This is a genomic window from Cytobacillus sp. C11.1, assembly GCF_058145115.1.
On record NZ_CM176935.1, the window covers coordinates 1867458 to 1894275 of the forward strand.

Annotated in this window: 19 protein-coding genes, 1 pseudogene and 1 other annotated feature; of the genes and pseudogenes, 13 read left to right on the top strand and 7 right to left on the bottom strand. The window is 41.5% G+C overall.

What is annotated here, in order from left to right:
- Positions 1–115 precede the first annotated feature (115 nt).
- From AC3ZVC_RS09290 to murC, 3 genes and pseudogenes are all read left to right on the top strand, one after another.
- On the top strand, positions 116–1213 hold the full coding sequence (locus tag AC3ZVC_RS09290) for a nicotinate phosphoribosyltransferase (RefSeq protein WP_490068038.1): 1098 nt from the start codon (positions 116–118) through the stop codon (positions 1211–1213).
- Positions 1214–1274: 61 nt separating this feature from the next.
- Entirely contained in the window at positions 1275–1826 is a 552-nt protein-coding gene (locus AC3ZVC_RS09295; protein WP_490068040.1) for a hypothetical protein, read from the top strand.
- Positions 1827–2145: 319 nt separating this feature from the next.
- Positions 2146–3440: pseudogene (gene murC, locus AC3ZVC_RS09300) on the top strand (UDP-N-acetylmuramate--L-alanine ligase).
- Between the two features lie 175 nt (positions 3441–3615).
- Here the strand turns inward: murC and AC3ZVC_RS09305 are convergent.
- Entirely contained in the window at positions 3616–4731 is a 1116-nt protein-coding gene (locus tag AC3ZVC_RS09305; protein ID WP_490068042.1) for an aminopeptidase, read from the bottom strand.
- 225 nt (positions 4732–4956) lie between these two features.
- Here AC3ZVC_RS09305 and AC3ZVC_RS09310 point away from each other — a divergent pair, with 225 nt between their 5' ends.
- From AC3ZVC_RS09310 to ytxJ, 3 genes are all read left to right on the top strand, one after another.
- Positions 4957–5442 carry a DUF948 domain-containing protein gene (locus tag AC3ZVC_RS09310; RefSeq protein WP_214729228.1) on the top strand — a complete coding sequence of 162 codons (486 nt, stop codon included), beginning with the start codon at positions 4957–4959 and terminating at the stop codon, positions 5440–5442.
- Between the two features lie 20 nt (positions 5443–5462).
- The gene (locus tag AC3ZVC_RS09315; protein WP_490068043.1) at positions 5463–5987 is read left to right on the top strand and encodes a YtxH domain-containing protein; all 525 of its coding nucleotides are present in this window, start codon (positions 5463–5465) and stop codon (positions 5985–5987) included.
- A gap of 100 nt (positions 5988–6087) precedes the next feature.
- Positions 6088–6417, top strand: coding sequence for a bacillithiol system redox-active protein YtxJ (gene ytxJ / locus AC3ZVC_RS09320; protein ID WP_490068045.1), 330 nt, complete (start codon positions 6088–6090; stop codon positions 6415–6417).
- A 63-nt stretch (positions 6418–6480) separates the two neighbouring features.
- On the opposite strand, the gene AC3ZVC_RS09325 is transcribed toward ytxJ, so the two are convergent.
- Complete coding sequence (locus AC3ZVC_RS09325; protein WP_490068046.1) at positions 6481–8658, bottom strand: cell division FtsA domain-containing protein; 2178 nt, start codon at positions 8656–8658, stop codon at positions 6481–6483.
- A 272-nt stretch (positions 8659–8930) separates the two neighbouring features.
- Here AC3ZVC_RS09325 and AC3ZVC_RS09330 point away from each other — a divergent pair, with 272 nt between their 5' ends.
- The 4 genes from AC3ZVC_RS09330 (at position 8931) to motS (ending at position 12936) form a co-directional block, all read left to right on the top strand.
- Positions 8931–10007: a bifunctional 3-deoxy-7-phosphoheptulonate synthase/chorismate mutase gene (locus tag AC3ZVC_RS09330; protein WP_490068047.1), complete on the top strand. Its 1077-nt coding sequence runs from the start codon at positions 8931–8933 to the stop codon at positions 10005–10007.
- 248 nt (positions 10008–10255) lie between these two features.
- Entirely contained in the window at positions 10256–11254 is a 999-nt protein-coding gene (gene ccpA, locus AC3ZVC_RS09335; RefSeq protein ID WP_490068048.1) for a catabolite control protein A, read from the top strand.
- Positions 11255–11393: 139 nt separating this feature from the next.
- A complete protein-coding gene (gene motP / locus AC3ZVC_RS09340; RefSeq protein WP_490068049.1) occupies positions 11394–12212 on the top strand; it encodes a flagellar motor protein MotP in 819 nt (272 codons plus the stop codon).
- Positions 12202–12936, top strand: a complete 735-nt coding sequence (motS, locus tag AC3ZVC_RS09345) for a flagellar motor protein MotS (RefSeq protein WP_490068051.1) — start codon at positions 12202–12204, stop codon at positions 12934–12936. Before motP ends, motS begins: the two co-directional genes overlap by 11 nt.
- A 162-nt stretch (positions 12937–13098) precedes the next feature.
- Here motS and AC3ZVC_RS09350 read toward each other — a convergent pair whose 3' ends face one another.
- The 3 genes from AC3ZVC_RS09350 to AC3ZVC_RS09360 form a co-directional block, all read right to left on the bottom strand.
- Positions 13099–14271 carry an acetoin utilization protein AcuC gene (locus AC3ZVC_RS09350; protein WP_490068053.1) on the bottom strand — a complete coding sequence of 391 codons (1173 nt, stop codon included), beginning with the start codon at positions 14269–14271 and terminating at the stop codon, positions 13099–13101.
- On the bottom strand, positions 14268–14915 hold the full coding sequence (locus tag AC3ZVC_RS09355; protein WP_490068056.1) for an acetoin utilization AcuB family protein: 648 nt from the start codon (positions 14913–14915) through the stop codon (positions 14268–14270). Before AC3ZVC_RS09355 ends, AC3ZVC_RS09350 begins: the two co-directional genes overlap by 4 nt.
- 139 nt (positions 14916–15054) lie before the next feature.
- Positions 15055–15687 carry a GNAT family N-acetyltransferase gene (locus tag AC3ZVC_RS09360; protein ID WP_490068057.1) on the bottom strand — a complete coding sequence of 211 codons (633 nt, stop codon included), beginning with the start codon at positions 15685–15687 and terminating at the stop codon, positions 15055–15057.
- A 226-nt stretch (positions 15688–15913) separates the two neighbouring features.
- Here AC3ZVC_RS09360 and acsA point away from each other — a divergent pair, with 226 nt between their 5' ends.
- Positions 15914–17632: an acetate--CoA ligase gene (gene acsA / locus AC3ZVC_RS09365; protein ID WP_490068058.1), complete on the top strand. Its 1719-nt coding sequence runs from the start codon at positions 15914–15916 to the stop codon at positions 17630–17632.
- Positions 17633–17943: 311 nt separating this feature from the next.
- Here acsA and AC3ZVC_RS09370 read toward each other — a convergent pair whose 3' ends face one another.
- Positions 17944–20823 carry a transglycosylase domain-containing protein gene (locus AC3ZVC_RS09370; RefSeq protein WP_490068060.1) on the bottom strand — a complete coding sequence of 960 codons (2880 nt, stop codon included), beginning with the start codon at positions 20821–20823 and terminating at the stop codon, positions 17944–17946.
- A gap of 697 nt (positions 20824–21520) precedes the next feature.
- Positions 21521–21747, top strand: a binding site (T-box leader).
- Positions 21748–21849: 102 nt separating this feature from the next.
- On the opposite strand from AC3ZVC_RS09370, the gene tyrS reads away from it, so the two are divergent.
- Positions 21850–23109, top strand: a complete 1260-nt coding sequence (gene tyrS, locus AC3ZVC_RS09375) for a tyrosine--tRNA ligase (RefSeq protein ID WP_490068062.1) — start codon at positions 21850–21852, stop codon at positions 23107–23109.
- A gap of 299 nt (positions 23110–23408) precedes the next feature.
- Here tyrS and rpsD read toward each other — a convergent pair whose 3' ends face one another.
- Positions 23409–24011 (bottom strand): 30S ribosomal protein S4, encoded by a 603-nt coding sequence (rpsD, locus tag AC3ZVC_RS09380; RefSeq protein ID WP_026583503.1) that lies wholly within the window; start codon positions 24009–24011, stop codon positions 23409–23411.
- An 811-nt stretch (positions 24012–24822) separates the two neighbouring features.
- On the opposite strand from rpsD, the gene AC3ZVC_RS09385 reads away from it, so the two are divergent.
- Positions 24823–26703, top strand: a complete 1881-nt coding sequence (locus AC3ZVC_RS09385; protein WP_490068064.1) for a sensor domain-containing diguanylate cyclase — start codon at positions 24823–24825, stop codon at positions 26701–26703.
- The last annotated feature ends 115 nt before the right edge of the window (positions 26704–26818 follow it).

The following is a 26818-nucleotide window of genomic DNA, read 5'->3' on the forward strand; positions in this document are numbered from 1 at the left end:
AAAAAAAGAAAGCTTTCTAAAGCTGCCTGCTGTCCAGCTTTAGAGCCTGCCCCTTGAAAACGCCAGGGCCAGCAGGTACAATCGCTTTCTTTATTGTCTGTGAGGAGCTTTAGGGATGAAGGAAATTGAGATGAAGGTAAAAGGGGAAATCAAACGTTTGACTAACCAGACCTTTAAATTTGATGAACGTGTTAGGGATGGCTGGTTTTCAGCAGTTTATTTTCTCAAGACTAGGGAAATTGTTAAGAAATATCATGAGGATAAAATTGTAACAATGCAGTTTTTTCAGAAGAATCACGCCGTTTTGTGCGGGACAGATGAAGTGATTGCTCTGCTTAAAACGTTTGCGGACCGTCCGGACGAATTGGAAATTCATTCTTTAAAAGATGGCGATAAGATTTCTCCCTTTGAAACAGTGCTGACGATTACAGGAAAATACCAGGATTTTGGTTACCTGGAAGGTATCATTGATGGGATTTTGGCCAGAAGAACTTCGGTCGCAACGAATGTATATAATGTGGTTAAAGCTGCAGGTACATCAGGGGTTCAAAAACAGGTCATTTTCATGGGAGATCGTGATGACCATTATATTACTCAGGCTGGCGACGGATATGCAGCCTTCATTGGGGGGGCAACAGCACAAGCTACGCATGCCATGAACGAATGGTGGGGCAAGAAGGGAATGGGGACTATGCCCCATGCACTGATCCAAATGTTTGAGGGTGACATCGTAGCTGCCACAAAGGCTTATCAGGGGACCTTCCCGCAAGACGAACTGGTTGCTTTGGTTGATTACAACAATGATGCAATTACTGATTCATTGAAGGTGGCACGAGCCTTTGGAGATGAGCTTAAAGGTGTACGAGTAGATACCTCGAGAACCTTGATTGACCAGTATTTCCTAAGGAACCAGCACCTGCTGGGAACGTTTGACCCTCGCGGAGTAAATGCTGAGCTGATATTTGCTTTAAGAAAAGCATTGGATGATGAAGGATTCGACCATGTGAAAATTGTGGTTAGCGGAGGTTTTACCGAATCGCGTATCCGCGAATTTGAAGAGCAGGGTGTACCTGTTGACACCTATGGAGTCGGAAGCAGCTTGCTCAAAATCACAACCGGGTTTACCGGTGACAATGTCATGATTGATGGAAAACACGCAGCCAAGGCTGGCCGGCGTTATCGTCCGAACCCTCGCCTTGAAAAGGTTGAATAAAATAGGGGCTGGCACAATCAGCAAACCGTAATATTTACAAACAAAGTAAGGAGCATCCTGTATGGATATGGAAGGCTCGATTTTGGACCTTAATTCTTTCCGTGAGACCAAGCAGCTACAAGGAGAGAAAAATGCGGTTCAACTATATACACTAGCCGGAGATTATACAGAACGGACCGCAAATATCAGAGAGAAGGTCCGGGCAAAGCATCTATTCCGAAAGACGCTCGGCCTTTCTCCTGAAGCTGCTTTTACGCCTTTGCAAAATGAAGTATTTCAGACTTGGTTTCTGTTTGACTATAAAACGATCCAAGGTTCAACGATGTTCAGCCTCTTCCTGAAAAATAATTCCCGGCAGCTTTCGGAGCCCGATTTAATTCAAGGGGCTCTCTTTTTAACATCTGCCATGGAACCAATTAGGGTCAAAAAGATTGACCGTAATGTAATAACGGCTGTTGGGGCAGAACATGAAAGTCCGTTTCAAATGAGGCATATGCATGTGGATTGCCTGATAGGTCAGCTGGAGAATGGTTTTTTATCAGAAAAATTCCGATACAGATTTTTGACATTGCGATGGGGCCTATCTTGCCTATTAAGGATAAAGTTACAATAGATAGAATGCTGGAAGCCTATTCGGAGGCAAAACTAAAGTTCCCTGAATTAACGTGGAGAGCCTTTTTAAAGACAAATGTTTTATATTTTTTATTTAGGGAATAAATTAGCTGGCAATACGTTACATAGTTTTTATATATAAATAATGTTATAATGATGCAATACATTAAAGTGTGTGTTCATAAAGAGGACTAAATGTTCCCGCTTTTTGAGCATTTAGAAACACGGTCATTGGAGCATGTCCTCTAAGGGGATATGCGCAAATCTAGATATATGTCATATACTGTTTTACAGATATACGATGGTTGGAGGTTCTTTATATGACTATTTACCATTTCGTCGGTATTAAGGGGTCTGGAATGAGTGCATTGGCGCAAGTTCTGCATGATATGAATTATCAGGTTCAAGGCTCCGATTTTGAGAAACACTTTTTTACTCAGGTGGCCCTTGAAAAATCAGGAATAAGATCCTTCCCTTTCAAAAGGAAAATATACAGCCGGGTATGACGGTGATTGCAGGAAATGCATATCCGGATACTCATGAAGAGATTGAGGAAGCAATGAAGCTTGGCTTGCCTGTTGTGCGTTACCACCGTTTTTTAGGTGATTTTATGAAGAAATTCACGAGCATTGCGGTGACTGGGGCTCATGGGAAAACGTCTACTACAGGCTTGCTTGCGCATGTGATGAGAGGCGCAAAACCAACTTCATTCCTTATTGGAGATGGAACGGGCAAAGGGGACGAAGAAGCGGAATATTTTGTATTTGAAGCTTGCGAATACAGAAGGCATTTTCTTTCTTATTTCCCTGATTATGCGATTATGACAAATATTGATTTTGACCACCCTGATTACTTTGCCAACATTGATGATGTTTTCTCTGCATTTCAGGAGATGTCATGGCAAGTGAATAAGGGGATTTTTGCATGCGGAGATGACGAGCAGCTGCAAAAAATACAGGCTAAGGTGCCTGTCGTATTTTATGGCTTTGGAGAAGATAATGATTTCCAGGCACGCAATGTGGTGAAAACAACAGAGGGGACTACGTTTGATGTATTTGTCCGTAACACCTTCTATGAAACATTCTCCATTGCAGCATATGGAGATCACAATGTTTTGAATTCTCTGGCTGTTATCGCTTTATGCCATTACGAAGAAATAGATGCAAAAATTGTTCAGGAGCAGCTTCTTTCCTTTGAGGGTGTAAAAAGAAGATTCTCCCAAAAAAGTGTGGGATCACAGGTCATTATTGATGACTATGCCCACCATCCAACAGAAATCAAAGCTACTGTAGAAGCAGCAAGGCAAAAGTATCCGGAAAAGGAAGTAGTGGCTGTATTCCAGCCTCATACTTTTACGAGGACTCAAGCGTTTCTTGATGATTTTGCAGCTAGCCTTAATTTAGCCGACAAAGTCTATCTTTGCGAAATTTTCGGATCTGCCCGTGAGAACCACGGAAAGCTTACAATAGATGATTTAAAAGCTAAAATTCCAGATGCAGAGATTTTGAGCGAAGAAGAAACAGCAGTTTTAAAAAATCATGAAAATGGCGTGATTATGTTCATGGGAGCCGGAGATATTCAAAAGTTCCAGCAGGCATATGAAAACCAACTATAAAAAAAGGATGCGCCATTTGGCTGCATCCTTTTTTATTTAGGCTGTTTTCGCAAAACTTTGCTGCTATTTACAAAATGAAAGAGCGGTCGATTTCCGCTTCAATCAACTTATTTACGAACTGCTTGCTTTCACAAACACCTATTAAAAAACAACAAACTTTAAAGAAGGCCTTTATTTATTTCAAATTCTCAGGATTGAGCGCTTCCAGTTCAGGAATCACAAAACGGCCGTCTTTGCGGATTAACACATCATCAAAATAGATTTCCCCGCCGCCGTAGTCAGGGCGCTGGATATTTACCATATCCCAATGGATGTTGGATTTATTGCCGTTATATGCTTCGTCATAGCATTGGCCTGGTGTGAAGTGGAAGCTGCCGTCAATTTTTTCATCGAATAGGATATCCTGCATTGGATGAAGAATATACGGATTTACACCGATTGCAAATTCACCGACATATCGTGCACCTTCATCTGTATCAAAAATTTTATTAATTCGTTCTCTGTCATTGGCTTCCGCCTCAACAATTTTCCCGTCTTTGAATGTCAGCTTTACATTTTCGAAAGTAAAACCGTGGTATGGAGACGGAGTGTTATATGTAATAACACCATTAACTGAATCGCGTACCGGAGCCGTATAAACCTCTCCGTCTGGAATATTCATCTGGCCTGAACACTTGATAGTCGGAATGTCTTTAATAGAAAATGACAAATCTGTTCCAGGCCCAGTAATTTTAACCTTATCGGTTTTATTCATCAATTCCACAAGATTGTCCATTGCTTTGTCCATTTTACCGTAATCCAAATTACAAACATCAAAGTAGAAGTCTTCAAATGCTTCCGTGCTCATTTTAGCTAATTGGGCCATGGATGAGTTAGGATAGCGCAGAACAACCCATTTCGTCTTTGGTACACGAATTTCTCTATGAACTTTTTTTCCGATTGTAGAACCATGAATTTTCATTTTATCATCAGGCACATCTGCATGTTCATTGATGTTATCTCCTGAGCGCAGCCCTATGTAAGCATCCATCTTGGCCATCACATTGGCTTCAAACTCAGCCATCATATTAAATTGTTCCTCCTGCGCTCCTAAAAGCAGAGAACGATCAACCTGGTGGTCTTTTAATAAAACAAAAGGATATCCACCTGCCGCATATGCTTCTTTAACAAGGGCGGTTACCAGTTCTCTTTGCAGCCCGAAATTTTCAATAAGGACTTTCTCGCCTTTTTGCAGCTGGACAGAATAATTGATTAGATTCTTAGCCAGCTTTTCTATACGAGGATCTTTCATAGCCTAAATCCCTCCAAAAATTATTTTTTCCGACAAATCTTATTGTAACCGAAATTAAGATTTTGTTGAATCTTTTCCAACTATGCTAAGATTTACTTTGATAAGGGAAAATAGGAATAATAGAAGGATATTGGTTACTGGAAATGGAATCTATTAATGTACGCCTGGTTTAGAGGCAGTGCATCTGGGTAAAAGTTAGTATACAGAAAACCGGAGGTGTATGAAGTGGAAATTATTTTATATTTGAGTGTGGCAGTAATTGCTATCGCATTCCTAGTTTTAGTCATTTACTTGGCTAAAACGTTGAAATCCTTACAGGGAACATTGGATAATGTATCTCACACGCTAGCAGGTCTTGAAAAGCAATTGGATGGAGTAACAAAGGAAACAACGGTCCTGCTACATAAGACCAATACGTTGGCAACAGACATTCAGCAAAAGTCTGAAAACCTGAACAGTGTAGTAACCGCGGTTAAGGAAGTTGGAGACTCTGTCCGCAGATTTAACGGATCTATTCAGAAAATTACATCTTCTGTAAACACACAGCTTGAACAAAATAAAGATAAAATCTCACAGGTGGTACAGTGGAGCAATGTTCTACTTGAAATTAAGGATAAGTGGAAAATGAGAAAAGATGACCCTTATCAGTATAATGTCGAGGAGAAACAAATGCTTCCGCCCGAACGCCAAAGAGAGAGAGCAAGGTACTAGAAATCGAGGAGGAAAAAAGAATGAATAGCCAGGACCGTAACCAGTTTGAGGTAAACCAGACAAAATCAGAGGAAAATATCAATACGAAAGACTTTATGATTGGCGCTTTAATAGGAGGCATGGTTGGCGCTGCAACTGCCCTGTTCCTTGCTCCTAAATCAGGTAAAGAGCTTCAGAGCGACCTAAACGAGAAAGCGTCAGTCTTAAAAGAAAAATCAGGCCAATTTCGTGAAACAGCAATGACAAAGGGAACTGAGCTCGCGACTGTCGCAAAAGAAAAAACAAATGCTCTCACCCAAACAGTTACAAAGCAGTCAAATGAAATCGTCAATAAAGTGAAAAGTATGAAGGAAAGCCAAAATGCCAATGGGCAGGCTTCTGAAAATGGTGCTGCTGAAGGAGCCAGCGATTTGGCTTCAGAGAGCATCAATGCTGAAGGGGATCAGCCAGAAGGCAATGCACCAGTAAATGATGCAGAAATTCAAATGAAGCTCGAAGAAACAAAACAGGCCTTTGACGAAACTGAACAAAAGTACAATCAATAAATTTGTTTTAAAAACGGTGAAGTGATACTATTACTTCACCGTTATTTATTTTTTGATACAGCTCCGGCGCCTGCGCTTTTCTAATTGAGGAGGTAGTAAGATGAAAAAATTTGATAGCAATGAAGCATTTGATCAAGCCGTTAAGTCAGGAGAGCAGCTGCTGCTTTTAAAACACAGCTCAACATGCCCGGTCAGCGGAGCGGCTTATGAAGAATACGAAAGCTTTGCAAACGAGCACAAAGATTTGAACATTTATTATTTAGTTGTCCAGGAGGATCGCCCATTATCCAATCATATAGCGGAGACTTTTCATATAAAACATGAATCCCCCCAAGCCATTTTGTTTAATAACGGGGATGTGGCATGGCATGCTTCACATTGGAAAATCACATATGATTCCCTTGAGAAAGCTTTGGAAGAAAATAAATAAACATCCGAATTTAAACGGCACCCCCAATTGTTAGACTCATCCAACAGTTAGAGGTGCCGTTTTTTATATAGGCTTTAGATTCGAGTCCTTCTTATTAATAGCAGGCCAGACAATTTTGAGATCATCACCCGGTTCAATCGGATCATGAAAAGTCGTTTTTTCCCCATTTCTTAATAGAATAAATTTGCCGGTTGAATCTGCAGGCATTTCAATCTCAACATGGTTAAATAAATCTTGGAAAATAAATGGGTTTACTTTTTTGTGTACGACAGTAAGTACATCCCCATCATAAATTCTGTCGTTCTCTGATAAGGCTGTTCCTTGTCTTTGAAACTCAGTCATGGTTCTGGAAATCTTTATCCTCTTGCCATTGAAAATAACAGGGATATTTTGCGATAGCATTAGCTGTTTTAATTCAGCTATTTCTTTTACGGTTGGTGTACCTCTTTTTTCAATCAAAAGATTGTCTCCATGTTCTACCGTATGTTGAGGTTTTACCTCCAAGCCGTTTCGAAAAATTCTCCCGGAAAGGCGCGGCAGAAAGGTTTCTTTTCCATTCATATTGAACCGAAAGGGCTTTAGCTCTTTTAGCGGTTCTCTTAAGCTTAAGGCATTTAAGATTTCTTCAACTGTTTCAGGAATCCTGCATTCTATTTTATCTCTATCCCTTAAAACCTGATCAGCTGCAGCAGGTATACCATTACACGTGATTTCAGCCTGGATGGTATGGTTTTGGCTATTAATGGTCACAGACTTAACAGGAATATCATCAATTAAATCCCCAATCCGTACTTCAGCGGGAAGACCGTCTCTGCCTCTTTTAACTGTAATTTGATCTCCAGCTGCAACTTGTTCATCCAGTGAACTTGAAACTCCATTCCGTAAAATAGCTGGAGCTTCTCCATGGCCGCCCGGGATTGTTATGTTTTGTGCGTTTACACTAACAATCATGGCAAGGCCTGGTTTTCCATATAATTTATTCATTTTAACGCCTGCGGCCAAAAGACAATCTCCTACTGTGAGTCTTTTAACCTCAAATAGGCGGACTGACTGCTCGTTGACGTAGACAGTACAATAATGGACAGGAGACTTTTGTGCAGCAATGGCAATCCCGATTGGGGTGACAAGTTCCGGTCCTTTGTCAATTATGTGAGAGACAGTCAGCCCATTTATAGCGTCTATTCCCCGGATAGCAACCCTGTTCTCAGGAAGGCTTAGTTTCCGGGCTATTCTGGCAGGAAGATCTGGAGTTAAGCTTCCGCCTCCTACAAGCATAACGGCTTTTGGGGGCCTATTATTCAAACTCAAGATTTCGCTGCAAATGGAATCTGCCAGGCGGTCCAATGACGGGGAAATCAGTTCGACAACATCTTTTTTGCTGACCTCTGTTTCAAATCCAAGAATATCTGTCACTGTAATGGTATCATGGACATGAAGATCTCTTTTGGCTTTTTCGGCTAACGGAAAATCCAATAGTAGCTGGTCGCTGATAGCCTCTGTTATTTCATCGCCTGCTATAGGCACCATGCCATAAGCAATAACAGTTCCCATGTCTGTAATGGCAATATCCGAGGTACCGGCTCCAATGTCTACAAGAGCCACATTCAATCTCCTCATGGACGGCGGAATAAGTACATTAATCGCTGCAATCGGCTCAAGGGTTAAAGCCTCCATTTCAAGCCCCGCTCTCTGGAGAGCTGAAATAAGGGACTCGACTACAACCTTTGGCAAAAAAGTAGCAATGATTTCTACTGAAGCCTCTTCTCCCTGCTGGTCAATCAAATTGCCGATTTCTTCCCCATCCAGGCGGTAGTAAAGAACAGAATAACCTACACAATAATAATAATAGCTTTTTTCAATTTCATGTTTTTCGGCAACTATTGCCTGGGCCCGCTGAACAGCGCTTAATTCAAGATGAAGGATATCCTGTTTTTGCATCATCGGCTTTCCGTTAATATTAATGGAGGATTGGGCCCTCTCCGTTCTTAAAGCTCTCCCTGCTGCAGCGACACATACTTTTTTTAGAGTGCCATGTTTTGCTTCAAGTTCATCCCTGATTTCTGATATAATCCTTGAAACAGCTAAGACATCATGGATTTGCCCGTCTAACATTGCACGTTCAGCATGCTCCTTTACTACAATATCTTTAGCATGATACTGGCCTTCGTGTTCTTCAAGTATAATGCCAACCACAGAACGCGTACCGATATCGAGAGCAAAAAGCTTTTTTTGATCGTACAAAGCGAAACACCTTCTTTGTTTTATGCCATAAAATGGCTTAATGGCGCTTTATTACTTAAAAGCGTTTAATTAATAAAGAAATTTTTCGTGACATGTCTGAATAATTCATATATAATAACCCTAATTATAAAAAATGTATCACATATCAAGATGCCGTAAAAGAGAAAGAATGGAAATGTTTAACTTGGCGAATGATAAAATATATTCGCTCTATGCATGTTTCTTATCAAAAAGTGCGGCTCTAATTCAGATTTGAAAGGAAGGGACAGGAAATGAGCAATAATGAGCTAGATAAACTGCGGGATCGAGTAGATGAGCTGAATCTTCAGCTGTTATCATTGATCAATGAAAGAGCAGAACTTGTTCAAGAAATCGGAAGAGTAAAGGAAACACAAGGGGTTTATCGTTATGATCCTGTCCGTGAACGCAATATGCTGGACTTGATTAAAGAAAATAATGACGGTCCATTTGAAAACTCAACGATTGAGCATATGTTCAAGGAAATTTTTAAAGCAGGCCTTGAGCTTCAAAAAGATGATCATCGAAAAGCGCTTCTTGTTTCACGAAAAAAGAAGCCTGAAAATACAATTGTTGATTTAAAGGGAGAAAAGGTGGGAGACGGCAATCCTCATCTAGTATTTGGCCCTTGTGCAGTGGAGTCTTATGAACAAGTAGCGACAGTTGCCGAAGCTGTTAAAGCGAAAGGCCTAAAACTTCTGCGCGGCGGTGCTTATAAGCCTAGAACATCTCCATATGATTTCCAGGGACTTGGTCTCGAAGGATTAAAAATATTAAAGAGAGTGGCAGATGAATACGATTTGGCTGTAATCTCTGAGATTGTAAGCCCAAATGATATTGAAACTGCTGTCAATTATATTGATGTAATCCAAATTGGCGCAAGAAATATGCAAAACTTTGAACTTTTAAAGGCAGCTGGTGCTGTAAATAAGCCAGTCCTTTTAAAACGCGGTATTGCAGCAACCATCGAAGAATTCATTAATGCAGCAGAGTATATTATGTCCCAAGGAAATGGACAAATTATTCTTTGCGAGCGAGGTATTCGCACATACGAGCGCGCAACCCGAAATACCCTGGATATCTCTGCAGTTCCAATTCTGAAACAGGAAACACACTTACCGGTACTTGTTGATGTTACGCATTCAACAGGCCGAAGAGATTTGCTTCTCCCTGCTGCTAAAGCGGCATTGGCAATTGGAGCGGACGGCGTGATGGCGGAAGTTCATCCTGATCCAGCCGTTGCCCTGTCAGATTCAGCACAGCAAATGGATCTTAACCAATTTGATCACTTTATGTCTGAACTGCAATCCTCAGCTTTGCTAAAAGTATAAATGTATTGCATCGAGCCTTCTGTTAATCACAGAAGGCTTTTTCATGTGCTTAAAAGAAATTCAAGCTTTTTTTCAAAAAATCAAGCCTTGACATTGCGGCAAATCCTGTACTGTCGTATGATTAAATACATAATTGAACATGTGTATCCAATCACAAAATAGGATAAAAAATGAGTAGGTTATGAAGGGTTGCTGTAAAATATAAAGTAATAGAAGTGACCGCTATACAAGAAGGAGTGACAGTTATAATGAATGTAACAATATACGATGTGGCAAGAGAAGCGAATGTTTCAATGGCAACGGTTTCTCGTGTCGTAAATGGAAATCCGAATGTAAAGCCCGCAACTAGAAAGAAAGTAATGGAAGTAATCGACAGGCTTGGGTATCGTCCAAACGCTGTAGCCCGCGGATTGGCAAGCAAAAAAACAACAACTGTCGGCGTTATTATACCCGATATATCGAGTACCTTTTTTGCAGAACTGGCTAGGGGTATTGAAGATATCGCAACGATGTACAAGTACAATATCATTTTGAGCAACTCTGATCAAAATGTCGAGAAAGAGCTGCATTTGCTTAATACCATGCTTGGAAAGCAGGTAGATGGCATTGTGTTTATGGGAGGCAATATTACGTCAGAGCATGTTGAGGAATTTGAAAAGTCTCCGGTTCCGATTGTTCTTGCGGGTTCTATTGAAGAGTCAGGCAAGATTCCATCCGTTAATATTGATTATGAAGAGGCTGCTTTTGATGTAACGAAATCTTTCATTGAAAAAGGCCACAAAGAAGTTGCGATTGTTGTTGGCCCTCTCCGCGAGCCAATCAATAAAGAAAAGAAACTGGCAGGCTATCAGCGTGCGCTGGAAGAAGCTGAAGTTACCTATCGCGAGGAACTGGTCGTTGAGGGAGATTATACGTATGACTCAGGAATAGAAGCCTTTGAAAAGCTCTTGGAAGCTGATCCAAGGCCAACAGCGATCTTTGCTGGATCAGATGAAATGGCCTTGGGAATTGTCCACGGAGCCGAAGATAAAGGCTATAAAATTCCTGAGGATTTTGAGGTCATCAGCTCGGATAACACCCGGTTGGCATTGATGGTGCGTCCTCAGCTGACTTCTGTTGTACAGCCGTTATATGACATTGGCGCCGTTGCGATGCGCCTTCTTACTAAATTGATGAATAAAGAATCAGTGGATGAACAAATTGTAGTACTTCCTCACCGAATTGAAGAACGAGACTCAACAAAATAACAAAACTGCCGATATAAAGAATAGAAAAGATTAACGCCTTACATTTTAAAGTGGAAGGCGTTCTTTCTGCCATTTATCTATTTATTACGATCATTTGGGTACAAGCCCAGGCAATATGCAACCGATCAGGAGAGAGAATATGAGGAAGTTTGATGTATTGACGCCAGCGGGGCTGTTAATTGGCCTGGCAATGCTTATCTTTGGGATCGTTTCGAATGGAGGAACTAGTGGTTTCTTTTCGTTTATTGATCCTTCTTCCATGCTGATTGTTTTAGGCGGTCTAATAGCCGGGCTGCTTGTAAGTTTTCCTTTAAAAGATATCAAGCATATGGCTACTGTTATTAAACAGGTCTTCTCCAGCGAAGAACAAAGTATAGGCAGGCTTATTGGGATATTTGTGCGCCTTTCCGATCGCGCCCGCCGGGAAGGGCTTTTATCGCTTGAAGCTGAAGTGGAAAAGGTGGATGACGCTTTTATCCGAAAGGGAATTTTTCTTGCCGTTGATGGAATCGAACCCGATGTCATAACGGATATTATGGATGCTGAGATCACAGCGATGGAAGAAAGGCATCGAAAAGGCAGAAGCATTCTTGAGAAAGCAGGGGAATATGCTCCAGCTTGGGGGATGATTGGAACGCTGATTGGTCTTGTTCTCATGCTGAAAAATCTCAATGATCCTTCTACGCTGGGACCTAATATGGCTATTGCCCTATTAACAACTTTATATGGCTCGCTGCTGGCCAATCTGGTTTTTCTTCCAATGGCAGCAAAACTGGCTTTAAAGACAGAAAGGGAAGTATTTTTTAAGCAAATCATTATTGAAGGGGTAATTGGGGTCCAATCCGGACAGAATCCAAAAATCCTTGAAGAAAAGCTAAGTGCGTTTTTATCTTCCGAAGAACGCAGAGCATTGGAAGCAATCATTAATGAAGGTGAGGCACTGGAATATGAAGCTTAGGCGAAGGCCTCCTGAGCCTGCTAAGGGTGCCCCTAGGTGGATGGTTACATTTTCAGATCTGGTTACACTGATTTTGGTATTTTTTATATTGCTTTTTTCCATGTCGCAGATTGACATGATTAAATTCAAAGCGATTTCTGAGTCATTCCGTGATAGGCAGGTGCTCGATTCCTACCCTTCTATTATACCCAATGAGCACTCAACAAGCATGGAACTGGACGATCAAAATGCAGGGGAAAAAGGAGACTCACTCGATCAGCTATTAATGGAAATCCAGACATTCTTAGATCAAAATGGCCTGGAGGATGTTATTGTTGCAAACAGAACCGAACGCGGTGTAGTACTTGTCCTGCAGGAACAGGTGTTATTTGAATCCGGAGAAGCCAGCCTAATTGATCGCTCCTATCCATTTCTGGATAAAGTCGGCACCGTCTTAGCCAGCATGCCAAACCTGGTAAAAGTGGAAGGCCATACAGATAACCGGCCGATTACGACATACAGATATCCTTCAAATTGGGAACTGTCTGCGGCCCGGGCCAGCACAGTGATAAGATACTTAACTGAAAACCATAATCTTGAGAGCAGCAGGTTTATTGCTGTTGGCTACGGGGAGACCCGACCGGTAGTTCCGAACTCCGGACCGGAAAATTGGGAGAAAAACCGCCGGGTAGAAATCATTATTTCTGATCCGAAATATGATGAAGAAAGATTTATTAATAATTGACTCCTGGTCTGGCATTTGCCAGGCTTTTTTATTTGGAAATACGAGGGATTGCCTTTGGCCGGTATTTAGCGGAATATGGCCGGTAAATGCTTTACTTTAGCCGATAAAATAGAAAAAGGCTGGCATCCGGTTCTGATACAAGCCGGTTGTCAGCCTTTTTATTTACATAGACTCTGTCATCTTCCTGTTTCGGATGGGATAAAGAACTTTGTCCAATGTTTGGGCGTTCTTTTCAGTTATCTCACTTTTACGGGGGATTGGCGGATAAAGATCATCAGGATCATCCCACTGAAGGGGAAGGGGCACAGGAGCGTGCTTTTTCCAAGTGTTTATCCATTCCGAAGGCAGGTTGCCATAGGAATTTGAGTTTTCAGTCATTTCAAGCCAAATCAAGGCCCAGGCCCTGGGTACTACACGCCAAATATCATAGCCCCCACCGCCGACAGCAATCCATTTTCCATCACAGTACTCATGGGCAATTTCATGTGCCAGTTTAGGGATCTCCCTGTATATTCTCATGGTTGACGACAAATGGGTAAGTGGGTCCAGATAATGTGAATCTGCACCATTCTGGGTGAGAATCACGTCTGGCTTAAAGAATTCGGCTACCTCACGAAAGGCTGTCCGGTAGGCATGGAGCCAGGAATCATCTTCTGTAAAAGCATCTACTGGTATATTGAAAGAAAAACCGTATCCTTTTCCTTGTCCCCGTTCATTTACATTTCCTGTACCCGGAAATAAATACCGTCCTGTTTCATGGATGGATAATGTGCATACATCAGGATCATCATAAAACGACCATTGCACACCGTCTCCATGGTGTGCATCTGTATCGACATACAGTACCTTAGCTTTGTATTTTTCCTGAATATATTTAATGGCAACAGAGGTATCATTATATATGCAAAAACCTGATGCTTTTCCGCGAAACCCATGATGCAGCCCTCCGCCGAGGTGGAGAGCATGCTTTGCCCGGCCGCTCATGACGGAGTCTACGGCAGCCAGAGTCCCTCCTACCAGCAGCGAGCTTGCTTCATGCATATTTGGAAAAATAGGTGTATCCTCAGTCCCCAATCCGTAATTCTCCCCAATATCTTCAGGAAGCTGTCCCTGGCCGGCCAGTTTAACAGCGTTCACATAGCTTGGATCATGGATCAGGTGGAGTTCTTCATCGGTAGCTGGGCGAGGAGGGACAATTTGATGATCCTCAATTGCTTTCATATTTTTTAGCAAATCGAGTGTCAGTTTGAGCCTAACCTGGTTAAAAGGATGGTTTTTGCTGAATTTGTAGTTCAGCAGTTCTTTTGAATATACGAAGACTGAATCATGAGTCATAGAGAAATCCCCGGCAGGTTAGGCCATAATACTTCAAAGCCGGCTTTTTTCAAATCTTCAATAACAAAAGTCGGATTCATGGTTTGAACTCTTAACACCAGAATTTTAAATTTCTCATCCTTTTTATCCGGATAAACAAGGACACTCTGTATATTTGCTTTCCTTTTGCAAATCACTTCTGTAACTTCGAAAAGCATGCCAGCCCTATTAGGCACTTTTACTTCTATCTGGGACCCCGGCTGATGAGCGCCTGTCAATTGGACCAGGGTGTGAAGAAGGTCTGTTTCAGTCACAATCCCAACAAGCTTGCTATCTTTTAATATTGGAAGACAGCCTATACGGTGCTCATAGAAAATAGCAGCAATTTCTTCTGCAAAATCAAGGGGATGCCCCGTAATGATTTCTGTTTTCATAATTGTTTCCAAAGGCTTTTGAAGATCTTCCTTAAATAACTCTGTATGAAAAATAGATGGTGTGGCATCCCGAATATCCCTGTCTGTGACTAGGCCCACCAGGTTATTAGTATTATCAGTTACGGGCAAGTGGCGTACTTTATTTGCATTCATTATTTTTATGGCGTCCGCTATACTGTCATTCTTTGTCAGTGTAGTGACATCCGTCTTCATAATTTCTTCAACAATCACTTTAAGAGCCTCCTTTATAAAACTATATGGAGTTTCCCCACTCCCCGGCCAGCCAATAATAAATAGGCCTGAGCTGGAGCTGGGACAAAGCGTATTTTTTAACATTGAAGCAATTCTTCATGCTACCACTGATACTTCATCAATACATAAAACGGTTCATAAAGCGCAGACGGTCGAATTGTTGGACTGATTCCTGGTCTACTCTTTTGCCGATCCTTGCCATCAGGCAATTTGCTGGATGTGAACTGATTTCCGGATCGTCTGTTGCGTACCATTCCAGACCGCCAGCATTCATCATCTTTTCCATGATTTTTCGATATTCCCAAACATTCAGTCCTGTTCCTTTTAGATCCCAATGCCAGTAGTATTCTGTTGTAATTATGATGTAGTCTTCCATCGCATCATCCATCATTGAGACCTTTAATAGGTTCTTTCCTGTTCCAGAACCACGGAATGCCGGTATCACTTCAATGGCACCAAGTTCTATTAAATTATCCATCTTCCCCTCAGACCACCGCTCAAGGGGATCCGGATACAAATAAGTTACATAGCCGACAATAGTGTGACGGTCTCTGGCGATTAAAATTCTTCCCTCCGGCAATCCGGCAATTTCAACTAAAGCCTTATGCTGCTGGGCCGGGGGCCTGAAAGCTACCAGATCTTTATGAAACTCGTAATCTGCGAGTTTTTCAGATGTGATTGGCCCCTCAATTATTAAATTTCCATTGGCTGTTTTTATTTCTTTAGCATTGTACGTTTTTTTATGTTCCATTTATTCACCGCCTAAAAGACATGATCAATGTATTATCTATTATACATAAAAACTATTAATATAAAGCGCTTTCACACAATTTTCTGGGTAATTTGAAAAAACTTTGTGACAATTTAACGGAATGATGCATAGGAATTATTTTTCAGGACCAATATTTTAAAAATTGAGAAAAAATAATATTTATACTATAATAATATCAAATCACAAAAAAGGGGGATATCAATATATGAAAGTGGAAGCGCTACCAGTGACGCAAGGGGAGTTTAATTTAAAAAGCTATGATGAGTTATATGAGAATTTTAACTGGGCGGACGTGGAAAAAGAGTTTTCCTGGAAAGATACAGGCCGAATGAATATGGCCTATGAGGCAATCGACCGCCATGCGGAATCCTTCAGAAAAAATAAGGTTGCCCTGTACTATCGTGATGGGCAAAGGAATGAAAAATATACTTTCAAAGAAATGAAAGAACTTTCCAATAAAGCAGGAAATGCTTTAAAGACATACGGCGATGTGGAAAAAGGAGACAGGGTGTTTATCTTTATGCCTCGTTCCCCTGAACTCTATTTTGCTGTTTTGGGAGCCATCAAGCTTGGTGCGATTGTCGGGCCATTATTTGAGGCTTTTATGGAAGGAGCTGTCCGTGACAGACTTGAAGACAGTGAAGCAAAAGTTCTAATCACTACTCCTGAGCTTCTGGAACGTGTTCCGGTTGATCAGCTTCCTGCTCTAAAGCATGTTTTTCTGGTAGGCGATAATGTAGAGGAAACAGGTCCTTATGTTGACTTCAACAAAAGAATGGCTGAAGCAAGCAGAAAGCTTTCTGTGGAATGGGTTGACGGAAATGACGGATTAATTTTACATTACACTTCCGGTTCTACCGGTAAGCCAAAAGGTGTGCTTCATGTACATAATGCAATGATTCAGCACTACCAGACGGCTAAATGGGTATTAGATCTTAAGGAAGAGGATGTGTATTGGTGCACGGCTGATCCTGGCTGGGTTACAGGTACTTCCTACGGAATTTTCGGTCCATGGCTTACAGGAACTTCTAACCTGATTGTTGGGGGAAGATTCAATCCTGAGACATGGTACAAAATGATTGAAGAGTATGGCGTAACAGTTTGGTACAGTGCCCCAACAGCTTTCCGCATGCTGATGGGTGCAGGGGATGAAGTTGTTAAGAAGTTTGATATGGGCAGCCTGCGCCATATTTTGAGTGTTGGCGAGCCCTTAAATCCAGAGGTAGTCAGATGGGGCATGAAGGTGTTCAATCTGCGCATCCATGATACATGGTGGATGACAGAAACAGGTGCACAGCTGATCTGCAACTATCCTTGCATGGAAATTAAGCCAGGCTCCATGGGCAAGCCAATTCCAGGTGTCAAAGCAGCCATTGTTGATGACCAGGGAAATGAACTGCCGCCAAACCGCATGGGCAACCTTGCTATTAAAAAGGGCTGGCCTTCCATGATGCATACGATCTGGAATAACGAGCAAAAATATGAATCTTACTTTATGCCTGGTGACTGGTATGTATCCGGTGACTCAGCTTATATGGACGAAGATGGCTATTTCTGGTTCCAGGGACGTGTGGATGACGTGATCATGACATCCGGTGAACGTGTAGGTCCGTTTGAAGTAGAAAGCAAGCTAATTGAGCACCCGGCTGTTGCAGAAGCTGGCGTAATCGGAAAACCGGATCCGGTCCGCGGAGAAATTATTAAAGCGTTTGTAGCATTGCGGGACGGGTATGAGCCAACTGAAGAGTTAGTGGAGGATATCCGCCAGTTCGTTAAGAAAGGCCTTGCAGCCCATGCTGCACCACGCGAAATTGAGTTCCGCGACAAGCTTCCAAAAACTCGAAGCGGTAAAATTATGCGCCGCGTCCTAAAAGCCTGGGAACTAGACCTCCCAACTGGCGACTTGTCTACAATGGAAGACTAATAGAGAAAAAGAACCGCTTGGCAGCGGTTCTTTTTTTGTTCTTGCAGCAGGGTCGATTACTTAGGTAATTGTGAACTTCGAGAATAAAACGGGAAGACTTGCGAACAAAGTGGTGAAATTTACGAACAAACGATCAAAACTAGCGAACAAATTTTAAATTTAGCGAATTAACGACATAAACTAGCGAATAGATAGGAATCCAGCTAGTAGGGTATATCGAACACTAGTCAATACCCGGTTCAAACAATAAAAAAAGCTGAGCTTCGAGCCTGTACCGGCTTGAAAATCAGCTTCACTTTTAAAATATTTAATTAGTTTGTACTATCTTCTCCATCTCCGCCTCCATCACCTGGTTCTTCTGGCTTTTCAGGATCCGGTTTTTCTTCGGCTGGAGGGTCTGCAGGTTTTTCTTCTTTGGGTTTCTCTTCTTTCGGTTTTTCCTCTTTAGGCTTTTCTTCCTCCGGCTTTTTGCCGATCTCCACAACATTTGAAGGCTGGGATTCCTTGCCCGCAATATCAACGGCTGTTACGTGTATAGCACCATTTCCAGCCTTGAAACTTAGAGAAGAGCCAGATTTAATAGTAGCGATTTTTTTGCCGCCGCTATAGACACGGTAGCCAATTACATCCTTTTCTGGATGCGCACCCCATGTAACCGTTTCTCCTGAAGCTTTTATGCTTAGGGCTGCAGGGGCTCTGCCGTTATCCTCGAGCTTATTGCCAGTAGTCAGAACACTCTTCCAGCGCTCTTTATTAGGAATAAGGTCACTAGGATTTGCTTTAATGCCAAATAATTTTTCGATATACTCCGGATTAAGTACCAATCCTGGTTCTGTAAATTCTTCAGGAGTTGAATCTAGAGCCATATATTTTTTGTCGCCAATTCTCACAAGTTTGCCATTGCCTAGGCTATCATCCACTTTTGTTGGAACAAACTTCGCGTTAAATAAGTCTGTTTCAACGAGGCCAGCTTTTAAGCACGCCTCAGAAGGCAGAAGGCCTGATATAGCACAGAAGGATCTTCTTACAATTCCTCCAGGCATTTTAAAGCTTGCGCTTGGATCGACAAGATCCGGGGCAACGTCATAAGCAGCATTCATTAGGTCTGCCCATAGATAATTATTCCGCAAACTGTAGCTTAATGGACCAGGAGCTTTCAGAGATTTAGGGGTATCATACCCGGACCATATGCCAAATGTGACATTTGGGTTTGTTGCTACAAACCACGCATCGTAGAAGTCTACACCTGTTCCTGTCTTTCCTGCCCAGTCTGAACTGAATTTTAATCTATTTTTCACGGAAGTAGCTGTTCCGCTGTTAATAACATCCCGCATCATATCAATTGTTAAGTAAGCCGTCTGCGGACTGAATACATCCACAGGCTTAACTTCGTGGTGATAAATATCCTTGCCGTTTTTATCAGTGATTTTTTCAATCATATATGCATCGATAAATTTACCATCATTTGCAAAGGTGCTGAAAGCATTAGTGTTCTCTTCAATTGTTACCCCATATTCCAATGAGCCAATCGCTGTGGACAAATTCGTATAGTCCGGTCCAATAAGCGAAGTAAAGCCCATCTTTTCCAGGTAATTAGCTGGTCTTTGTCCGACAATATCCTTATATAGTTTAACAGCCGGCACATTGTAGGAATACTTTAAAGCTTCTCTGGCTGAAACCAGACCGCTATACGTTCTGGTATAGTTATTTGGCCAAGGTCTATTCAATCCAGGAGCAAGGTATAATGGCACATCCGGTAAAATTGTTCCGGGAGCTGACTTTCCCAGCTCCATTGCAGGTGCATACACGAGCAGCGGCTTCATGGTTGACCCATTTTGTCTAACAGCGTTTGTAGCATGGTTCAATTGTTCGCGTTTGTGATCGCGGCCTCCGACAAAGCTGATAATTTTTCCCGTCTTATTTTCAATTAAAATAGCACCGACTTGTACAGGTTCCATGATTTGCTTGTTCTCACCTGTTTCAGGGTCCTTAACTGTCTCTGGTTTGTCAGGTCCGTAATAAGGGTAGTTATCTTTTACCTGCTGCATTTTATCATAAATTTCTTTGTTAATTGTCGTGTGAATCTGATATCCATTCTGGCGGATTGTCCGGTCTGCAAGGGTTTTATATTCCTCTCGCAGTGCGTCATCTTCTTTTAAGTCCTGCTCTTCATAACCATCGTTTTTCGCTAGAATCGTGGTCATGATGTTTACGGCACGCTCTTCAATTTCAAATGTTAAGTACGGATATTTTTCTAAAGGACTTGCTGAAGGATCTGCAAAATCCTTTGTCAGGTCGTAAGCCAGAGCTTCTTCATATTGTTTCTGGTCAATCTTGCCGTCGTCGTACATTCTTTTCAGAACGGTTTTCATCCTTGAGAATCCTGGTTCCAGATTCTCCTTAACGGTTCCTTCCCTTGTAAAAGGAGTATAGCCGAATGGGCTCTGCGGAAGTCCGGCAATAAAAGCAGCCTGCGGCAAGGTCAATTCTTTTGCGCTTACCCCAAAAATTCCCTTGGAAGCAGCTTCAACACCGGCAATATTCCGGCCGGAAGCATTTCTTCCAAAGGTGGAAACATTCAGGTATGCTTCCAGAATTTCCTTTTTATCAAAGAATTTCTCAAGGCGCAATGCTAATAGTATCTCTTTTGCTTTTCGTTCAAATGAAACTTCATTCGTTAAAATTTGGTTCTTAATCAGCTGCTGTGTTAATGTACTTCCGCCTGATTGAACAGATGAATTAGTTACTTCCTGGAACAGTGCACGCATAATCGCTTTTGGCACCACTCCGTCATGCTCGTAAAAATATTCATCTTCGGTAGCCACAACTGCGTTTATCAAGTGTTCTGAAACATCCTCAAGCTGAACTTCCTCCCGTTCAAGGTCAGTCCTTAGCTTGCCTAAATACACATTATTCGCAAAATAAACTTCCGATGTTTCTTCATAATCGTAAATATCCTTTTTCATGCTTGCATAGGATCGTATTGGCTCGTCCTTTACAAGTGAGGCAAAATAACCCGCACCGAGACCTCCGGCAAATGCACCGCCAATGACAGCCAAAATAATAAACAGCAAGGCTAAATTCCAGACAACCTGGTAAGTTATGCTGGCCCCTTTAGCTGCTTTTTTATTGCCGGAGAGGCCTGGAGTTTGCCTCAATTTATCAATAAGTATTTGAAACTTTTCTTTCATCGTATCAATCCCCCTAAAATCACATCTATTATAGCATAAAGTGAAACTTCCAACAGCGTGTTTTCTGCTGTTGGTTAGTTGAACCAATCGGGCTTTTACGGGCAGTTAGTTCGGAAAAACTGACTAATTACCTACTAAAACCTACTATTCTGAAGTTACTGCCCGTTAATCTGCGATAAAGTGAAACTTCCAACAGCGTGTTTCCTGCTGTTGGTTAGTTGAACCAACCGGGCTTTTACGGGCAGTTAGTTCGGAAAAATTGACTAATTACCTACTAAAACCTACTATTCTGAAGTTACTGCCCGTTAATCTGCGATAAAGTGAAACTTCCAACAGCGTGTTTTCTGCTGTTGGTTAGTTGAACCAATCGGGCTTTTACGGGCAGTAGTTCGGAAAAACTAACTGATTACCTATTAGAAGACTACTTTTCCGAAGTTACTGCCCGTTAACCTGCGATAAAGTGAAACTTCCAACAGCGTGTTTTCAGCTGTTGGTTAGTTGAACCAATCGGGCTTTTACGGGCAGTTAGTTCGGAATAACCTAATCTTTAACTAAATATATAGTCCTTTCTCCGAAGTTACTGCCCGTAAATTTCCTTTTTTTGAAAAGGTATTTGACATTTGGCTGATTTTTATGATAAAAATGGTTTATCTTAGTCATAGACGTAAGAAACATAATTTCTGTTTCAAAAAATACTATATGGGCATTGATGGGAACCCAGTAATGCTTCTATCCCTGTTTCAGAAAGCCGGCGGCCGCTGCGAGCCGGTACAAATAGAAGGATGAATTACCTCCCTGAGCTTTCACTGTGAACCTGCACAGCAGTTATAGCGGTGAACGGTTAATCCGTTATCATGGCAAGAGTGGAGGGCTTTTGTCCTCAATTTGGGTGGTACCGCGCAATTTAAATCATGCGTCCCTGCTATGTGCAGGGGCGCTTTTTGTATGTGGAAATTGCAACCATCTTTGCCTGGGGAACTACATTTTAACTATTTCGTTACAGTTTAATCTAGGAGGAATTTAACAATGAATTTAATTGAAGATTTGCAATGGAGAGGGATTGTCTACCAGCAAACAGATGAAGAGGGGATCCAGAATATCCTTGATAAAGAAAAGGTCTCTTTATACTGTGGTGTGGACCCTACCGCAGACAGTATGCATATTGGGCATCTTCTGCCATTTTTAACTTTAAGGCGTTTTCAAAAAGAAGGACACCGTCCAATCGTTCTTGTTGGAGGTGCGACTGGTCTAATTGGAGATCCGAGCGGCAAAAGTGAGGAACGCAAGCTGCAGACTCTTGAGACTGTTCAGCATAATGTGGATTGTATCCAGAGCCAGTTAAAGAGAATCTTTGAATTTGATAGTGAAAATGGAGCCATCATGGTGAATAACTATGACTGGGCAGGATCAATGGATATCGTTACATTCCTCCGCGACTACGGAAAGCATGTCGGTGTCAACTACATGCTTGCAAAAGATACGATTTCCTCGAGATTGGAAACAGGGATTTCTTTCACTGAATTTACTTACACGATCTTGCAGGCAATGGATTTCCTTCATTTATATGAAAGTCATAACTGCAAGATGCAAATTGGCGGAAGCGACCAATGGGGCAATATTACAACAGGGCTTGAACTAATCCGTAAAATGGCGCCAGAAGGCTCAAAAGCTTATGGACTGACAATTCCTCTTGTAACAAAAGCAGATGGAACCAAGTTTGGGAAAACGGAAAGCGGAGCAATCTGGCTTGATCCCGAAAAGACATCTCCATACGAGTTCTACCAATTCTGGATTAATACTGCTGATGCTGATGTTATTAAATACTTAAAGTTTTTCACATTCATATCTCGAGAAGAAATTGAAGAGCTTGAAAAAGCTGTTCAGGAAGAACCGCATCTCCGCAAAGCACAGAAAGCCCTTGCAGAAGAAATGACTCGCCTGATCCATGGCGATGAAGCTTTGGAGCAGGCAATTAAAATTACTGCTGCACTTTTCAGCGGGGATATTAAGAATCTTTCTGCTTCTGAGATTAAACAAGGCTTTAAGGATGTTCCTTCCTATGAGCATTCAGATGGCGGAGAAGTTGGTATCGTTGATTTACTGGTGGCGGCCAAGATTTCACCATCTAAACGCCAAGCCCGTGAAGATGTTACAAATGGCGCCGTTTCTGTCAATGGTGAGCGTGTAACAGAACTTGATTACGTTCTTTCGGAAAAAGACAGGATTGAAGGCCAATTTACAGTCATTCGCCGTGGAAAGAAAAAATATTTCTTAATAAAGTACTAAAACGAAAGCCCTCCGGTTGAAGGAGGGCTATTCTTATGTTAACATTTGACGTCATTTCGGTGGTTAACAACGAAAACCCGTTACAATATCTAAAGGCAGTTAATATCGTCGCTTAACGACGATAATTGCGCCCATGAGCAGATCGACGATAGTAGCTGGAAAAGAAAAATATGGTAGCTAATGGAGTTGATAATTCCTCTCGCGGTTCGCTGAGTGCCTGGAGCGGAAACAACAGTCAGGCTTAACAGAGCCTAAAATAAAAAAACTGCCGACATATATCGGCAGTTTTTAAATGAATATTAACGAGAGTAGAATTCAACGATTAGAGATTCGTTGATTTCAGCTGGAAGTTCAGAACGCTCAGGCATACGAGTGAAAGTTCCTTCTAGCTTGTCTGCATCGAAAGATACGAAGTCAGGAACGAAGTTATTAACTTCAATTGCTTCTTTAACGATGTCAAGGTTGCGAGATTTTTCGCGAAGTGTGATTGTTTGACCAGGTGCAACGCGGTATGATGGAATATCAACACGAGCTCCATCAACCATGATGTGGCCATGGTTAACAAGTTGGCGAGCCTGACGGCGAGTACGTGCAAGACCTAAACGGTATACAACGTTGTCAAGACGTGATTCTAAAAGAATCATGAAGTTTTCACCGTGTTTACCAGGCATTTTGCCTGCTTTATCAAATAAGTTACGGAATTGACGCTCATTTACTCCGTACATATGACGAAGCTTTTGCTTTTCTTGCAATTGCAATCCGTATTCAGATAATTTTCTGCGTTGGTTTGGACCATGTTGTCCAGGAGCGTAAGGACGCTTTTCTAATTCTTTACCAGTACCGCTTAGAGAGATTCCAAGGCGGCGGGATAATTTCCAGCTTGGACCAGTATAACGAGCCATTTAAGACTCCTCCTTTTGTGTTTTTATTTTGGTAAAATAAAAACAGAAACAGATGTGCACAACAATCAAGACCATTTTGTTTTCATGTACCTTCGCCCTAGCAGCAGAGGGTTACACAGTACCCCATCCCCAGAAATGCTTGTCGCCGATGGCGCCTGAAGCTAGACAAAACTAACTTCAAAGCTCTGGTTGAGGAACAAAATGAGTACATCAAGGTGCTCACATAGGCTGCAATATTTTACACAAGGAGTATTATATAATTTTTATTGGATATAAGTCAAGGTGTTATCGCTTATTTATCTCTAAGTTTATTGAATGGTATATGCAATTATATATGAGAAATAAGGACTATGCTATTTTTTGCGTGAAATTATTAAACAACTAAAGAGTCATTTGGAAAGATATGATATAATAAAGAAAAAATTGGAATAGATCCGAAGTGGTCTTAATGAATGAAGGAAGAAATGAAAAGCGGATACGCTTTTTTTAATTTTGGTTTATTTTTATAGCTGCTGCATGATTTTATAGCAGCAGATCACAGAATGTATGGACTCCCCAATTAACTCATTGGCTAAACTCAGTTAATCGCCCAAAAGCAGCAAACTTTATGAAAACAGCCTTTTAATTTTAAATAGAAGATTCTGCGGATGGTCAGTTGCTTTGGCTGATTCTTTCTGAAGAAGATATTAAAATTACGCAAATTGAAACGATATAGCCATAAAGTTTTCGAAATAGAATTGTCTGGTTAGCTATAATGGTTTTATTGATTTAATAATTCCTGATCTGAAACAGTTGATAGGTGATGATGGAGATGGATACGCTCGAACGCCAAATCATTTTTAAATTGAAAAGCCGTTTCTTTGATATTATCGATACAGAGACCGGTTTTTTTCATTATGAAAAACTGCTGGCTGAAATGCTTTCGGCCATAAAAACTCTGACGGGTGCGGAAGAAATTATTTTATATGGCTGGAATGAATGGAAACAGGAGTTTTTTGTAGAAGTTTCGACTAACCCCGGCTATCAGGCACATGCTGTACCGCCTGTTATTTCCTGTGCGGCCCTCAAGGCGCGGGTAAGGAAAAGCAGGGAAATCGGCAGTATGGGCACTGGTACCCAGAGGGAGGAACTAATCCTTCCGTTAATGAAGGATGACCATTTACTTGGCTGTATGATCCTTAATGGGGGACGGGATCTTTTCAAATCCCTGCAAGAAAGTATCTTGCAGGAGCTTAGTAGAGAGTGCGGGCAATTTTTAGATAAAGCCAATGGGCTTGCCAAGATTGTATCGGAAGAAAAACGGTATAAACAGCTGTACAGGGTAACTGAAAAATTTCATTCTTCTATGGATATGGATATGGTGCTGGGAGAGATCATTTATACCTTGCAGGAAGTGTATCCCACCTTTACCTATTATCTATTATTATCCCAGGACAATAGTAATCACGGAGATTTGCCGATTAGGGATCTGGAATATGACAGCGAAAATATAGCAGCCATGCAGGCCTATGTCACAGGGGCTGTTCAATTTGAAGATTCCGTCCAGGAAAAGCGCTCGGTCCTTTATGCCCCGTTAAAAGGAAAACAGGGGGTTTATGGAGTCCTTCAAGTGATCGCGCCAAATACCCTGATGTTTCCTAAAACTGAGGTTAAGTTTATCACACTGCTTGCCAATACGGCAGGAAGTGCACTTGAAAATGCACAGCTTTATCAGCAATCCAAGCGCCTAATAGCAGACCTTCAATTAATCAATGAAACCTCTCATCGCCTGAATTCAAATTTGCGTCTGACGGAAACGATGACGTTTATGTCAGAGCAAATTATGCGTTCATTTGACGCCGATGAAGCTGGTTTTATTCTGGTATCTGAGGAAGGCGTCAATACAAGTGTAATTAATGGGAGTACTGATTTCTTTCACACTAGAGATGCCGATCCTTATATTCGGTATATTAAGGGAAAAATCATTCAGGAGCGCGAATCTCTTTTTATTGGGGATTTCAGCCTGCAAAGCCAGGAATCGATTTCCCATTTTAAATCCATTATGGCGGTGCCAATGGCCCAATCAGGAACATTAAAGGGATTTGCGCTAGTCATGCACCGCTCTCCTTACCATTTTTCATTTGAAACTTTTAAACTGCTGCAATCATTGATTCATCATTCCACTTTAGCCTTCACCAATTCAATGTTAAGGGAAGAGCTGGAAAAGATGGTTGTGACAGATCATTTAACAAAGCTTTACTCCAGGAGCTTTTTGGACGACCGTATACATCAATCAATGAATCAAGACCATGAAGGAACATTTATGCTGATTGATATTGATGACTTTAAAACGATAAATGATACGTATGGGCACCAGGTTGGCGATGATGTTATTATCCAGGTCGCAAATGTAATTAATGGGAATATACGCTGCACTGATATAGGTGCGAGATGGGGTGGCGAGGAGCTGGCTGTTTACCTTCCAGGTGTGTCACTTTCAGCAGGGACAATTATTGCTGAAAGGCTCGTTAAAAAGGTATATGAAAGCTCGAATCCTCAAGTGACCATTTCATGTGGAGTCTCATATTGGTGCAGGGGACGGAAAGACGCCTATTCAACTTTATTTAGAAGAGCAGATCGAGCATTATATACTGCAAAGCATTCAGGTAAAAATAAAGCAGTCATTGAGTCGGCTGAAAATTCATTTATTTAGGGATTGCCATAATACCGCAGGCAGTCCCTTTTTCTATATTAAGGTGGTACTTTTTTTAAAACAAAATACTTTCAAAAGGTAGGCAATTATCATATGCTGAAAGAGAGGTTTTTTT

Bases quoted from the DNA above. Each gene is read 5' to 3' on its own strand.
- AC3ZVC_RS09315 (WP_490068043.1), top strand. From the start codon at position 5,463: ATGAATAGCCAGGACCGTAACCAGTTTGAGGTAAACCAGACAAAATCA.
- AC3ZVC_RS09295 (WP_490068040.1), top strand. From the start codon at position 1,275: ATGGATATGGAAGGCTCGATTTTGGACCTTAATTCTTTCCGTGAGACC.
- tyrS (WP_490068062.1), top strand. From the start codon at position 21,850: ATGAATTTAATTGAAGATTTGCAATGGAGAGGGATTGTCTACCAGCAA.
- AC3ZVC_RS09290 (WP_490068038.1), top strand. From the start codon at position 116: ATGAAGGAAATTGAGATGAAGGTAAAAGGGGAAATCAAACGTTTGACT.
- AC3ZVC_RS09330 (WP_490068047.1), top strand. From the start codon at position 8,931: ATGAGCAATAATGAGCTAGATAAACTGCGGGATCGAGTAGATGAGCTG.
- rpsD (WP_026583503.1), bottom strand. From the start codon at position 24,011: ATGGCTCGTTATACTGGTCCAAGCTGGAAATTATCCCGCCGCCTTGGA.
- AC3ZVC_RS09385 (WP_490068064.1), top strand. From the start codon at position 24,823: ATGGATACGCTCGAACGCCAAATCATTTTTAAATTGAAAAGCCGTTTC.
- motP (WP_490068049.1), top strand. From the start codon at position 11,394: ATGAGGAAGTTTGATGTATTGACGCCAGCGGGGCTGTTAATTGGCCTG.
- AC3ZVC_RS09360 (WP_490068057.1), bottom strand. From the start codon at position 15,687: ATGGAACATAAAAAAACGTACAATGCTAAAGAAATAAAAACAGCCAAT.
- AC3ZVC_RS09305 (WP_490068042.1), bottom strand. From the start codon at position 4,731: ATGAAAGATCCTCGTATAGAAAAGCTGGCTAAGAATCTAATCAATTAT.
- motS (WP_490068051.1), top strand. From the start codon at position 12,202: ATGAAGCTTAGGCGAAGGCCTCCTGAGCCTGCTAAGGGTGCCCCTAGG.
- ccpA (WP_490068048.1), top strand. From the start codon at position 10,256: ATGAATGTAACAATATACGATGTGGCAAGAGAAGCGAATGTTTCAATG.
- AC3ZVC_RS09370 (WP_490068060.1), bottom strand. From the start codon at position 20,823: ATGAAAGAAAAGTTTCAAATACTTATTGATAAATTGAGGCAAACTCCA.
- AC3ZVC_RS09350 (WP_490068053.1), bottom strand. From the start codon at position 14,271: ATGACTCATGATTCAGTCTTCGTATATTCAAAAGAACTGCTGAACTAC.
- ytxJ (WP_490068045.1), top strand. From the start codon at position 6,088: ATGAAAAAATTTGATAGCAATGAAGCATTTGATCAAGCCGTTAAGTCA.
- acsA (WP_490068058.1), top strand. From the start codon at position 15,914: ATGAAAGTGGAAGCGCTACCAGTGACGCAAGGGGAGTTTAATTTAAAA.